Origin of the sequence: Flavobacterium sp. Arc2 (assembly GCF_041431385.1) — a bacterium.
In the GTDB taxonomy this organism is placed as follows: domain Bacteria; phylum Bacteroidota; class Bacteroidia; order Flavobacteriales; family Flavobacteriaceae; genus Flavobacterium.
In genome coordinates, this window is sequence record NZ_JASMRH010000024.1 from 61,209 (window position 1) to 74,816 (window position 13,608).

Consider the following 13,608-nt stretch of genomic DNA (forward strand, 5'->3'; position numbering starts at 1 on the left):
GAATAAAAATTTTAGCCACGGATTCACTGATTAAAAGTGATTATTATTATTAAAAATTTAACCGCAAATTCGTGAATAGTTAATTCATGAATTTGCGGTTAAATTTTTATCAATCTGCGAAAATTTAGCCACGGATTCACTGATTAAAATTAGTGCATTCGTGGCTTTTTCTTTTTTTGAAGCTAAAAGCAAAATACACTAAAAAGCACGCTCTTCAACTATATTGCAGATTCATAAAAGTAATTACATTTTTTTTGAATTATCACATACTAAAAAAGGCCTTTTAGACTGTCTATCCTATAAAAAATCGTTACATTTAAATCTCAAAACGAGAAATAAATATGTGCAGCAGCGAGACGATAACGGTTGAAATAGAGGGCGAAACAATTTCCTGTAACTATATCACTCCTGCAAATTGTACAAACGATACCCTACTCCTTTTTTTGCATGATGCTTTAGGCTGTTCTGAAAGTTGGAAAGACTTCCCCTCAATACTATGTCAAGAAATGGGATCTGTTGGTTTTACATACGATCGATTAGGTCATGGAAAATCAGAAGCGACCACCGTTAAATGGTCCAAAGGCTATCTGGAAGCAGAAGCCGACTTTCTAAAAAAAATCATCACGAAACAAAACCTTAAAAACGTTCTTTTAATTGGCTCTAGCGATGGAGGAAGCATTGCGCTTCTCTATGCAGCAAAATACCAAGACTGCAAAGCTATCGTAAGTATTGCTGGCCATTCGAAAGTGGAAGAAGCGACGACGGCAGGCATTCAACGTACAATTCAAAATTCAGAAAAAATCAGTAGCCAATTAAGGAAATACCACGGTGACAAAACGGACTGTCTTTTTCAGAATTGGCACGAATGCTGGCTTTCAGACGATTTTCAGAATTGGAATATAGAAACTGAGCTGCCAAAAATTCAATGTCCAAGCCTTATCATTCAAGGCAAACAAGACGAATATGCAACCGACGCACATTGTACAAGCATAGCAAAACTAATAGGTAAACAAGCCAAGGCCGTTCTGATTGATGATTGCGGACATTTTCCGCACAAAGAAAATCCGAACCTTATATCACAAGCAATCAACTCCTTTTTAAATAAAAGATTATGAAAAAATACAGCTATACGAGCGGCATCAGTGACGAACCTTTATTAGGACTAACGATAGGCGAAGCTTTTGAAGAGACCGTAAGTAGGTTTCCAAAAAACGAGGCTGTGGTCTCGATGCACCAGAATATTCGATATACCTACGAACAATTAGAAATCCGAGTGAATCAATGTGCAAAGGCTTTTTTAGCAATTGATATTCAAAAAGGCGATCGCGTGGGAATATGTGCTAACAACTGTGTAGAGTGGTTGATTGTGCAAATTGCAACGGCTAAAATAGGTGCGATTTTAGTAAACATAAACCCTAGTTATAGGACGTATGAGTTAGAATATGCTTTGAATCATTCTGGTTGCAAATCTATTGTGATTGCCGACAAAAATAAGCATACAGACTACAGTCAAATGCTTTATGAGTTGATTCCGGATCTTAAAAAAAACAGTCTTCCTACTTTTGATTGTGCTGAATTTCCGTTGTTAAAATCGGTTATTTCTTTAAGCAAAAACAATCTACAAGGAATACTCATGTGGGAAGAGTTTATCGATATGGGAATCCACATTGATTATCATAAATTACAAACCCGACAACTTCTCCTTTCATTTGACGACCCAATTAACATCCAATTTACTAGCGGTACAACTGGAAGTTCAAAAGGAGCAACATTAAGCCATCACAATATTCTAAATAATGCCTATTTCACTTCTAAAATACAACGTATCACTGAAAAAGACAAAATAGTCATACCAGTTCCACTCTACCATTGCTTTGGTATGGTGTTAGGGAATTTGGGCTGTATCAGCCAAGGAGCAACAATGATTTACCCGGGCGAAACCTTTGATGCTGAAGCTACTTTAAAAGCAATTTCTGAAGAAAAAGCAACGGCCCTTTTTGGGGTGCCCACAATGTTTTTTGCAGAGCTGGATCATCCTAATCTTAAACAATATGACCTCAGCAGCTTACGAACTGGAATTATGGCCGGATCACTATGTCCTTCTGAACTGATGAAGAAAGTCCAGTCAGAAATGAATTTGACTGAGATGGAAATTGGATACGGCATGACCGAAACCAGTCCGTTGAGCACTCAAACGAGGCATGATGCACCATTTGACAAAAGAGTGAGCACAGTGGGCAGAGTTTTACCACATACAGAAATAAAAATCATTCACCCAGAAACTCATCAAGTCGTTCCCATTGGTGAATCGGGAGAATTGTGCACCCGTGGATACTGCGTAATGCTTGGCTATTGGAACGATCCCATCAAAACAAATGAGTCTATTGACGCAGCCCGCTGGATGCATAGTGGTGATTTAGCGACTATGGACGAAGAAGGCTACATCAATATTGTAGGAAGAATTAAAGACATGATCATCCGCGGTGGAGAAAACATCTACCCAAAAGTCATTGAAGAATTTCTATATACGCATGAAAAAATAAAGGAAGTCTCCGTTTTTGGAATTCCAGATGAAAAATATGGCGAGCAAGTATGTGTTTGGATTCAAATGCATGATAAATCAGAACTCACAGCCTTAGAGATAAAAGAATATTGTAGAGGAAAAATAGCTCATTACACCATTCCCGGCCAGGTAAAATTCGTTACTGATTTCCCGATGACTGTTACGGGTAAAATTCGTAAAGTCGAAATGAGAGAAATTATGATTGCTGAATTAGCGTTGTTAAAATAATAAAATAAGGGTTTGAATCGCATTACTGCTACTCAAACCCTTATTATTAAAAGCAAATTAAACACCTGCTATAGTTTTATATTTTTGCCAAAATCTTTTTCACTTTCAACTACAACCCCATCGTACTTTAAGGTCCATCCTAAACTATTAGTAAGAATTAGAAACTTAGACAATTCACTAACTAACCTGTTTTGAGCATTCGTTTTAAGCGTCGACTTCTCTATTTTTTTTGCCATATTTGCTTTAACCGATTTGTTGATTTTATTATAATCATCACCGGTAAAAGGATTTAACTTACTTTGTTCCACATCATAAAATTGAATGTCGGTACTAATTTTAATTTCTTCTTTTGGAATACTTAGAATAGTAATCGTTTTATTTTTTTCGTCAATATCATATTTCATTTTATGCAAATCATAGGCAACAGTGACATCGGCATTAACGACAATCAACGCTTTTTTATCGAATGACACTATACCCATCAAGTATTTCTCCTTATTCTTATAGGTAACCACTTCAGAGAAATGCCCTTCTGTTACAACTAACTTACCTACATTAACAATTTGTTGCTGTATCAGGTTTGTATTGTAATCCATTGCTGAGTCGTCCTCCTTCTTGAATTCACAATACTTAAACAAAAGCACGACAGTGCCTATCAAGCCCATAAAAATAAGTAATCTTCTTAACATAATTAAAATTTCATAAATGAATATTGAGAAACCAATGTAGCGATTTTATTGTTGAGTTTAGTCTCAAATTTTTGGTGACTTTCAGAGTTTGGATTGAATGGTCTATGAGACAAACTTTTTTGGATTGTTTCTACTTCATCCATTGTTGACAAAGCAGTTTCTGAAATGTAAGTTTCCCTGAAACGCTTCCAAATATAGTCAATAGCGACCTGGCTAGGATGCAACATGTCTTCAGTATAAAACCGATAATCACGAAGTTCATCCATCATGATTTCGTAACTGGGAAAATAGTTATAAGTTATGAGTTGTGAATTATGAATTGAGTGAATTGCCGAAATTAGATTCGATTTACTCCATTGATTTTCTACAAAACCATCTTTGATGTGGCGCACTGGCGAAACCGTCAAAATAATATTACAATTGGGATTTACGGAATGGATCAAGTTCAGTGTATTATCAATAGATTCTTGAATTTCATCAACTGAAAGTAACTCCTTATTAAATTGCTTTTGTGGCACTTTATGACAGTTAGCAACTAAAGTGTCACTTTCTATGTTTCTATACACCCAAGCCGTTCCATAAGTGATAATAATGTGAGAAGCTTCGCTTAATTGTGTCCAAGTTGATTGAATGATATCATTTAAATCCTTCAACAATATAAAGGAGTAAGCGTTGCTTAAATCAGAATGAGCATCATAACAGTGCCAGCGTTCATTGTAAAAAAAAATATCCTCTTCAGTAAACACCTTTTGAGCAACAGCAAAGGCAATTAGTTTCTCGATTGCCAGTGGATGAAACAAAATACCAAAGGGATTGCAGGAATTCTGAAATTTAAAATAGTCCAGTTTCTCTGACATGTTTACCGCAAAACAAGAACCCAAAGACATAATCTTTGAGTTATAATCTATCGGATGAGTACTTTTTGTAATGGGTATTTGAGTTCTAAATTGCATCACATATTATTTATCCGAACTGAAGGAATTATTAGTAAAAGTATTGTGATTTTAAAGATCCTGACTTCGCTGTTTCAGCAAACCGCTCCGTTGGATAATCATCTGTGTCATACTTAAAAGTGCTTTTGTAAAACTTAGCTGAAGATATGATTTGGTCTGCTGCATTTGTGGTAGTACTCTCTACAACACTAATTAAACTATTATTGACAGATACTAACTGATTCTGATTTAAAAGTTTGTCAAATCCTAAAATAGCATGCATCGGATTCTTCTTGGAATCATACTCAAAACTCACATCCTCAGTCGTTACAACACCTACTTGAGTACCATCTACAGTCCTCTTATCTTTTACTAAATTATCATTCTTCAATGATAAAACCCCATGATATAGTTTAGTTTCTTGATTATTAGAGTCTAAAGAAAATCTTTCGTAGGCAACTGTTCCATCGCTATTATGAACAAAATCGATTCTATAATTATCAGAAGATTTGACGCTCACTAACTGTTCTTTTTGATAATTATAATCAACGGTTACTGCAGATTGATTACTTTTATTTTTTGTTATAATTTTAGTAATTAATCCATTCACATACGTATAATCTACATGTTCATTAGCATTGTCTGAGCTTACAATCTCATTTCCTTTATAAGAAAATAGGGTTGTAAAAGACGAACCATCCTCAGTCTTTTCTACCAACTTTGTCAACAATTTATCATTGCCGTTTTTATCATTTGCGCAAGAATAAAAGAGAAACAACACTAACGATAAGATCCAAAATACATTTACTTTTTTCATTTTCAACTAATTAAAATTGTGTTACCATAAAATAAAATTTTACTGTTTTGTCATCAATGTAATATTTAACCGTCAAAATCTATGCCTAGATATACTTTTTACTAAAAATTATACTACAAAATCTACTGCTTTAGTCAGAGCCTCCTGAATACCTTCTGCATTTTTTCCTCCTGCAGTAGCAAAGAAAGGCTGACCTCCTCCTCCTCCTTGTATGTACTTCCCTAATTCACGAACTACTTGTCCTGCATTTAATTTTTTATCAGCAACCAGTTCTTTAGAAATATAACAGCTTAACATTGGTTTTCCTTCTTCGGCTGTAGCCAAAACTAAAAACATATTAGTTCCCATGTTCCCTAAATCATAAGCCAAATCTTTAGCTCCTTCTGCGTTAAGATCTACTTGGACTGCCAAAAATTGTACTCCGTTTATTTCTTTGATTTGTTGCGCCAATTCTGTTTTTAATCCTTTTGCCTTATCTCTAATTAATTGCTCAACCTGTTTTTTTAATTTTGCATTTTCATCTTGCACTGACACTACCGCTTTAATTACATCTTGCGGGTTTTTCAGAGCGACCTTAATTTCATTCAATGCATTTTCCTGAGAAGCAAAGAAAACTTTAACGGCATCACCCGTAATCGCTTCGATACGTCGAATACCTGCAGCAACGGCTCCTTCTGAAACAATTTTAAAATACCAGATTTCGCCAGTATTCTTAACGTGAATTCCTCCACAAAGCTCCATGCTGTCGCCAAATTTAATTGCGCGAACATGATCTCCATATTTCTCACCAAATAAAGCCATAGCACCTTCTTCTACCGCTTGCGCGAAAGGAATATCTCTACGTTCTATCAATGGTAATTGTTCTTGAATTCTAGCATTAACAAAGTCTTCTACTTGCTGTAATTCTTCATCAGATACTTTTGCAAAATGAGAAAAATCAAAACGCAAATGGTTCGAACTTACTAACGATCCCTTTTGTTCCACATGTGTTCCCAATATGCTTCTCAATGCCTGATGCATCAAGTGTGTCGCAGAGTGATTTTTTGTAGTATCTGATCTTAATTTGCTATCTACTTTAGCTACAAAAACACCGCCTACATTCTCCGGTAATTTTTTAGTAAAATGTAAAATTAAATTATTCTCTTTTTTAGTATCTATAATTTGGATGGTTTCATTTGCCGAAACTAAAACCCCTTTGTCTCCCACTTGTCCTCCACCTTCAGGATAAAATGGTGTAGTATCTAAAACGATTTGGTACATAATCCCATCTTTTTTAGAGTCCACTTTACGAATTCTTGTTATTCTTGCTTCACTTTCAGTTTTGTCATAGCCTACGAAAGTTTCCGTATTTCCCTCTACTAAAATTTTCCAGTCATCTGTTGAAACTTCGGAGGCTGCGCGAGAACGTGATTTTTGTTCTTGCATCGCCTTATCAAATCCAGCTTCGTCCAGACTGAATCCTCTTTCTCTAAGAATCAAAGCGGTCAAATCGATTGGGAATCCAAAAGTATCGTACAATTCGAATGCTTTTGCTCCTGGAACTTCTTTTCCTTGATTTGTTGCAATCACGTTATCTAACAACTGTAACCCTTGATCTAGTGTACGCAAAAAAGACGTTTCTTCTTCCCGAATTACATTTGTAACTAATCCTTGTTGTTTTTTGATTTCAGGGAAAAACTCTCCCATTTGGTCGGCTAGAACAGCTACTAATTGATAGATAAAAGGCTCTTTGGTATTCAAAAAAGTAAATCCGTAGCGTATTGCACGACGTAAAATACGACGAATTACATATCCTGCTCCTGTATTAGAAGGCAATTGTCCGTCGGCAATAGCGAAGGCTACCGCACGCACGTGATCCACAATTACGCGTATCGCAATATTGGTTTTATTTTGTTCCTCACTGATGTCTTTTACTTCATTTGAAGTATATTTCAATCCTGTAATTTCCTCCACTTTTTCAATAAGCGGTGTAAACACATCAGTATCATAATTTGAAGTAGTATTTTGCATTGCCATACACAAACGCTCAAATCCCATTCCCGTATCAACGTGTTGTGCCGGTAATTTTTCAAGAGAACCATCGGCTTTACGGTTGAATTCCATAAATACGTTGTTCCATATTTCTACCACTTGTGGATGATCTGCATTTACTAAGCTCCTGCCCGTAACAGCCGCTCTTTCTTCATCTGTACGTAAATCGATATGAATTTCAGAACATGGTCCGCAAGGTCCTTGATCTCCCATTTCCCAGAAATTGTCTTTTTTGTTTCCAAGGATAATACGATCTTCGGGAACAAATTGCTTCCAAATATCAAAAGCTGCCTGATCAAAAGGGACATTCTCTGTCTCGTTTCCTTCAAAAACAGAAACGTACAAACGATCTTTGTCTAATTTCAATACTTCCGTTAAGAATTCCCAAGCCCATGGCAAGGCTTCTTCTTTGAAATAATCGCCAAAAGACCAATTCCCCAGCATTTCAAACATGGTATGGTGATAAGTATCAAAACCTACATCTTCTAAATCATTATGTTTTCCTGAAACACGAAGACATTTTTGAGTGTCGGCAATTCTATTGCTTTTTGGCGTGGCATTACCCAAAAAATATTCTTTAAACTGAGCCATTCCAGAGTTATTGAACATCAGGGTAGGGTCATCTTTAAGAACAATAGGTGCCGAAGGAACAATTAAATGTCCTTTGCTTTGAAAAAAGTCTAAAAATTGTTTACGAACGTCTTGTGATTTCATTATTTTATTTTTTTTGCCACTAAGGCGCTAAGGCACATAGTTTTTTAATTTATATATTGCTCGAAAGCATTTTTGCCCCAGATTATCTCACACGCTCCTATTTTCATCAGAGTTCACTGAACACTTCGTGTTTGTAGTGTAAAGCTTCGAGATTGAGTAATCATTTTTTCTTGAAATAGCAGAGCGACCAGAGGAAGCTCCTACTTTATCATTAGAAAAAACGATTACTAAACGAGAACTTGCAACGAATAGCTGGAATAGGCACATTATTTTATTTATTATTGAAAAAACGCGGGAACAAATGAAACATTTATTAAATTTGTTTAACTTACATTTTACAATGTGCAAAAATAGGGTATTTTAAAATATGGCGAAAGTAAAATATTATTACGATTCGGAAAATCTAGCTTATCGAAAAATAAAAACAAAAAAAAGGAAGAAATTTGGTTTTCTTGTGTTGTTTTTAGTGGCCTCAGCATTATTTGGCTCTCTAATATTTGTGCTTTTATTAAACACTCCTTACTTTGATACACCTAAAGACCGGCTGCTAATTCGTGAAAACGAAAATTTAAAATTGAATTATGCCGTTTTAGACAAAAGAATAAATCAGCTGGACAATGTAATTGAAGCGATTGAAGACAGAGATAACAATTTATACAGAACCTATTTCAATACATCACCAATACCTGAAAAAGAACGAAAAGCAGGATATAGTGGCGAAGATCGCTACGCCGCTTTACAAGGATATAACAACACCCAACTGGTTCTTAATACCACAAAAAGGGTTGATGTACTTACAAAAGAATTAGCCATACAGTCAAAATCACTAGATTATATTTTAAAATTGGCCAAAGCCAAAAACAAATTACTATCTGCCATTCCTGCCATTCAGCCTGTCAGGAATGAAAATTTAAAACACATGGCTTCTGGTTTTGGATATCGTACAGATCCATTTACTAAAGCTCGTAAAATGCATGAAGGAATGGACTTTACGGCTAAAGTAGGCACACCAATTTTCGCAACTGGTGACGGAGTTGTGGCACAAGCAAACAGTAATGCTTCTGGTTATGGGAATCATATTGTCCTTAGGCATGGTTATGGATACGAAACCTTGTATGCGCATTTGAGCAAATACAATGTCAAAGCGGGACAAAGAGTAAAACGAGGAGATGTTATAGGATATATAGGAAGTACAGGTCGATCTGAAGCCCCACATTTACACTATGAAGTCCATAAAGACGGTAAAGTAGTTAATCCACTTAATTTTTATTATGGGAATATTTCGGCAGTGGAATATGTTGCCATTTCAAAATTAGCGAACCAAGAAAATCAATCATTAGACTAATGCACATAGAGCTACAACCAGATAAAAGATATTATAGCATTGGTGAAATCGCCAAAGCTTTTGATGTAAACGCTTCCCTGATTCGGTTTTGGGATAGTGAATTTGACATTCTGAAGCCAAAGAAAAATGCTAAGGGAAATAGGATGTTTACTCCGGAAGACATCAAAAACCTACAGCTTATTTATCATTTGGTAAAAGAAAGAGGATTCACATTAGAAGGGGCTAAAACCCATTTAAAAGAAGGGCAAAAGAAAACGTTGGATAAATTTGAAATTATTCGAAAATTAGAGACCATTAGAACACAATTAACAAATATTAAAAATCAACTTTAAATTAAACAAACATGAAAAGATTTTTGCCTTGGATTATCGGAGCCGTAGTTATCATCGGAATATACAGTTATGTTAAAGGAATCAACAATACTGCTGTAGTATATGAGCAGGGTATTAACGAAGCCTGGGGTAATGTTCAAACTTCTTACCAAAGAAGAAATGACTTAATCGGAAACTTAGTGAATACTGTAAAAGGAGCTGCTGATTTTGAAAAAAGCACTTTAACTGCCGTTATTGAAGCACGTGCTAAAGCAACTTCGGTAACAGTTGACCCTACGAATATCACTCCAGAACAATTAGCACAATTCAATCAAGCACAAAGCGGTGTTAGTAGTTCTCTATCTAGATTATTAGTTAGCGTAGAGCGTTATCCTGATTTAAAAGCCAACCAAAATTTCTTGAAGTTACAAGATGAACTGGCAAGCACAGAAAATCAAATACTTACCGCTAGAACACGTTTTAACGAAGCGGTTAAACCATACAACAATCATATCAAAATTTTCCCAAACTCAATCTTTGCCGGTATGTTTGGGTTTAAAGAAAAACCATATTTCGAAGCTGTTACAGGGGCTGATAAGCCAGTAGAAGTGAAATTCTAAAACTTGCCCAAAAGGGAATTAGTTTAGTAATAAAACAAAAAAACTAGAACCCACGGGCTTTATCGTTCGTGGGATTCAGGTAAAAAAAAGCAATACAATGTCAAAAGTAGAAAATTTTTTAACAACAGAAGAAGAGCAAGAAATTGTTGAAGCGATTCGTGTGGCCGAAAAAAACACCTCTGGAGAGATTAGAGTCCACTTAGAAAAAACAACCGATTTAGATCCTTTTGATCGTGCACTGGAAGTTTTTAATGAACTAAAAATGGATGAAACCCAACTTAAAAATGGTGTGTTAATCTACCTGGCGGTAGAAGACAAAACCTTTGTAATTTGTGGTGACCAAGGTATCAATGAAATTGTTGAAAATGATTTTTGGGACAGTACCAAAGATGTTATGGTCGCTCATTTTAAAAACGGAAATTTCAAACAAGGTTTGATTGACGGTGTTTTAAGAGCGGGAGAAGAACTAAAAAAACATTTTCCATGGTCTGAAGATGATACGAATGAATTATCAAACGAAATCTCAAAAGGATAATATGATTATACCTAAATTAAATAGCTCACTTTTTTTTAAACTACTTATTTGTTTTTTTGTTACTCAAATAGGTTTTGCACAATATACAATACCAAAAGTTCCAAGTTTACAGACTTCAGTTTATGACTATGCTAATCTGCTTAGTGCACCAGAAAAAAAGCAATTAGAAGAAAAGCTAATTCACTATTCTGATAGTACAACTACTCAAATCGTTGTTATTACAATAGAAAGTTTACAAAACGAAGATGTGAGCCAACTGGCAACCAAATGGGCGCAAACATGGGGAATTGGAGGAACTGCAAAAGATGACAATGGAGTAATTATTTTAGTCGCAAAGAATGAAAGAAAGATTGCCATCAACCCAGGTTATGGATTAGAAGATCGATTAACAGCGGGAATTGGAGGAGAAATAATCCGAAACATCATTACACCTGAGTTCAAAGCCGGAAGTTATTACAATGGATTAGACAAAGGAACAGATGCGCTTTTTAAAGTTTTTGCAGGAAAATACAAAGGGGAAAGAAAAAAAGTTACTAAAGAAAAAGACTTTCCTATTTTACCCTTTATCATTATTATTGTTATTATTATAGTATTGATTTCAAAAAACAAAGGTGGCGGCGGTAACTCCGGTAATCGTGGCGGTGGCGGACCTAGTTTACTAGATGTCATTCTCCTAAGCAGTCTTGGTCGTGGTGGTGGCGGTTTCGGCGGCGGTTCATCGGGAGGTGGATTTGGCGGCGGAGGCGGTGGTTTCGGCGGTGGCTTTGGCGGTGGAGGATTCTCGGGTGGAGGCTCTAGCGGAGGCTGGTAAAAAAACATAGATTATCAATATATAAAAAAGCTGCAATTCGCAGCTTTTTTTGTGCTACATATTGAAGGTTTACAAGCGAGTTCATTGTAAAAAGAGCAATATAAATTTCTAAATAACGTGGTTATAAAAACAGTATACAAAAAGGAATAAATCACTATTTAATATTTGATTATCAATTATTTAACTAAATTTTAGCGATGTAAAATGTAACTTTAATAGAAAACAAAGCCATGAAAAATTTTGCGATTAAAATCGTGTGGTTGACTACTTTGTATGTGTTTATTTTTGCAGCTTTATGTCTATTAAATATTCCAATTCAAGTATTAACGATTTTATTAATTATAGGATATTTTTTAATACTGTTTATGGTTTACAAAGTTCTAACAGATAAATACAGTGCTACAAAAACTTTTAAAGACTGGTATGAAGATCAGCCAATGGACACTTTCGACGAATAGAAACATACCGTTCGTTTTACTAAAGCTATTAAGGAAAAAAGGCATTCTCGTACTTTACAAAATGCTTTCTTCCTTCAATTCTTATTTAACACTTTAATACTAACGTACTTTACTTTTTAACACAAAACGGTGCAGCAGCTTTGGAAAAAAACGTTTCAAATAAACACCTAACACTTCTTTTCCTCCTATATATGCTTCAAGTTTTTTAGCTTCTACAGCCTCAACTAATTTTTTAGCAAAGGTACCAACGGCCATTCCGTTTAAGGTCGCGATATCGTCCTTATTTTGCTTAGAACCATTGGCCGTAAGCGAATTTATAGCTACATTAGTTTGAATAAAACCAGGGCAAATTAGCGTTACGTTGATATTGTCTTTTTGATGCTCCATTCGCAAAACATCAAAAAAACCGTGCAAAGCATGTTTCGCTCCACAATATCCGGATCGATATGGCGAACCAAATTTCCCCATCAAACTAGTAATGGTTACAAAATGCCCTTTTCTATTCGAAATAAAGTGAGGCAATAACGCTTTTGTTATAGCCACCGTACCTAAATAATCAACTTCGATGAGTTTTTTGTCTACCTCAAAATCAGTGTCAACTAAAAGCGAACGTTGACTCACTCCGCCATTATTAATGAGAACATCAATTTTTCCAAAAAAAGAAATGGCTTTTTCAACATGATTTTTGGCATTATCGAAATCTACTAAATCAAAAGGGAGGACAGCCACATCTACATTCGAGCATTTGGCTTTCACGCGCTCGAGGTTTTCGATATTCCGCGCAGAAAGTATGAGTTTACAGCTTCTTTGGTTTAATTCATACGCCAAAGCCTCTCCAATGCCACTCGAAGCTCCAGTAATCCAAACCACCTTGTTATTTATAGATGCCATTTTTTATTATAAATGTAAAAAAGTTTACCGAGTAATAGCTAACTCGATAAACTTTCTTCTAAAAATCAAGGAAATAAAACTAATTCCCTCCAACCTAATTTCCCATTGATACACTACAAAGCTCCAGTTGTCTCATCTTCTACTTTCAAGCTAACATGAGCAAACTTACTTTACCTCTTGCACATAGTAACAGCTGAAATCTAAAAACAATTTGTAAAAACGCTCAAACCCTAAAAAATTAGAAAGCGGAAGACGCCTTACATTGAAAAAAAAGAGTAAAACACTTTAATTTATGCATAAAAAAACCTCCAAAAAGCAAATTGCTATTTGGAGGTAATTGATTAAATAAAAATTTATTTATTTTATTTCTCTCTAATATAAATATAAGTAACTATTAATAAGTATTTTACGAATTAAAGATACAAATAAGGTACAGATATACACATTAGTTTTAGTGTAAAAAATATAAACAATTCTAATTATGATTTCGGTTTGAATAAAAACATATAATATTATTATATGTTTCTATTTTGTAATAAAAGAGAATCTGAATAACATTTTACTAATAAAGGTTTGTTGGATCAGGTGGAAAAACCGGTCAAATTGACCACCCAATTCCAGTGCAAATTGACCACCAGTTCCGGAGTAAACTGACCACCCTAT

The 13,608-nt window shown here is 35.1% G+C and carries 13 protein-coding genes; 8 read left to right on the forward strand and 5 right to left on the reverse strand.

Going from position 1 to position 13,608, the window contains the following annotated elements:
* Nucleotides 1–341 precede the first annotated feature (341 nt).
* Both QO182_RS15695 and QO182_RS15700 read left to right on the forward strand, forming a co-directional pair.
* Nucleotides 342–1,115, forward strand: coding sequence for an alpha/beta fold hydrolase (locus QO182_RS15695; protein WP_371562657.1), 774 nt, complete (start codon nt 342–344; stop codon nt 1,113–1,115).
* Nucleotides 1,112–2,791, forward strand: a complete 1,680-nt coding sequence (locus QO182_RS15700) for an AMP-binding protein (RefSeq protein ID WP_371539564.1) — start codon at nt 1,112–1,114, stop codon at nt 2,789–2,791. Before QO182_RS15695 ends, QO182_RS15700 begins: the two co-directional genes overlap by 4 nt.
* Nucleotides 2,792–2,859: 68 nt before the next feature.
* On the opposite strand, the gene QO182_RS15705 is transcribed toward QO182_RS15700, so the two are convergent.
* The 4 genes from QO182_RS15705 to alaS form a co-directional block, all read right to left on the reverse strand.
* A complete protein-coding gene (locus QO182_RS15705) occupies nt 2,860–3,480 on the reverse strand; it encodes a DUF4230 domain-containing protein (RefSeq protein ID WP_371539561.1) in 621 nt (206 codons plus the stop codon).
* Between the two features lie 2 nt (nt 3,481–3,482).
* Nucleotides 3,483–4,433, reverse strand: coding sequence for a GSCFA domain-containing protein (locus QO182_RS15710; protein ID WP_371539559.1), 951 nt, complete (start codon nt 4,431–4,433; stop codon nt 3,483–3,485).
* Between the two features lie 31 nt (nt 4,434–4,464).
* On the reverse strand, nt 4,465–5,229 hold the full coding sequence (locus QO182_RS15715) for a hypothetical protein (protein ID WP_371539557.1): 765 nt from the start codon (nt 5,227–5,229) through the stop codon (nt 4,465–4,467).
* A gap of 108 nt (nt 5,230–5,337) precedes the next feature.
* The gene (alaS, locus tag QO182_RS15720) at nt 5,338–7,974 is read right to left on the reverse strand and encodes an alanine--tRNA ligase (protein ID WP_371539554.1); all 2,637 of its coding nucleotides are present in this window, start codon (nt 7,972–7,974) and stop codon (nt 5,338–5,340) included.
* Between the two features lie 367 nt (nt 7,975–8,341).
* On the opposite strand from alaS, the gene QO182_RS15725 reads away from it, so the two are divergent.
* The 6 genes from QO182_RS15725 (at nt 8,342) to QO182_RS15750 (ending at nt 12,054) form a co-directional block, all read left to right on the forward strand.
* The gene (locus tag QO182_RS15725; RefSeq protein ID WP_371539552.1) at nt 8,342–9,319 is read left to right on the forward strand and encodes a M23 family metallopeptidase; all 978 of its coding nucleotides are present in this window, start codon (nt 8,342–8,344) and stop codon (nt 9,317–9,319) included.
* A complete protein-coding gene (locus tag QO182_RS15730) occupies nt 9,319–9,651 on the forward strand; it encodes a MerR family transcriptional regulator (RefSeq protein ID WP_091084060.1) in 333 nt (110 codons plus the stop codon). Before QO182_RS15725 ends, QO182_RS15730 begins: the two co-directional genes overlap by 1 nt.
* Before the next feature lie 11 nt (nt 9,652–9,662).
* A complete protein-coding gene (locus QO182_RS15735; RefSeq protein ID WP_371539550.1) occupies nt 9,663–10,250 on the forward strand; it encodes a LemA family protein in 588 nt (195 codons plus the stop codon).
* 97 nt (nt 10,251–10,347) lie between these two features.
* Nucleotides 10,348–10,785, forward strand: a complete 438-nt coding sequence (locus QO182_RS15740; RefSeq protein WP_371539548.1) for a TPM domain-containing protein — start codon at nt 10,348–10,350, stop codon at nt 10,783–10,785.
* A gap of 1 nt (nt 10,786) precedes the next feature.
* Nucleotides 10,787–11,596, forward strand: coding sequence for a YgcG family protein (locus QO182_RS15745; protein ID WP_371539546.1), 810 nt, complete (start codon nt 10,787–10,789; stop codon nt 11,594–11,596).
* 230 nt (nt 11,597–11,826) lie between these two features.
* Nucleotides 11,827–12,054: a hypothetical protein gene (locus tag QO182_RS15750; RefSeq protein ID WP_371562658.1), complete on the forward strand. Its 228-nt coding sequence runs from the start codon at nt 11,827–11,829 to the stop codon at nt 12,052–12,054.
* Between the two features lie 99 nt (nt 12,055–12,153).
* Here the strand turns inward: QO182_RS15750 and QO182_RS15755 are convergent, their stop codons facing one another.
* Nucleotides 12,154–12,945 (reverse strand): SDR family oxidoreductase, encoded by a 792-nt coding sequence (locus QO182_RS15755; RefSeq protein ID WP_371562660.1) that lies wholly within the window; start codon nt 12,943–12,945, stop codon nt 12,154–12,156.
* Nucleotides 12,946–13,608 lie beyond the last annotated feature (663 nt).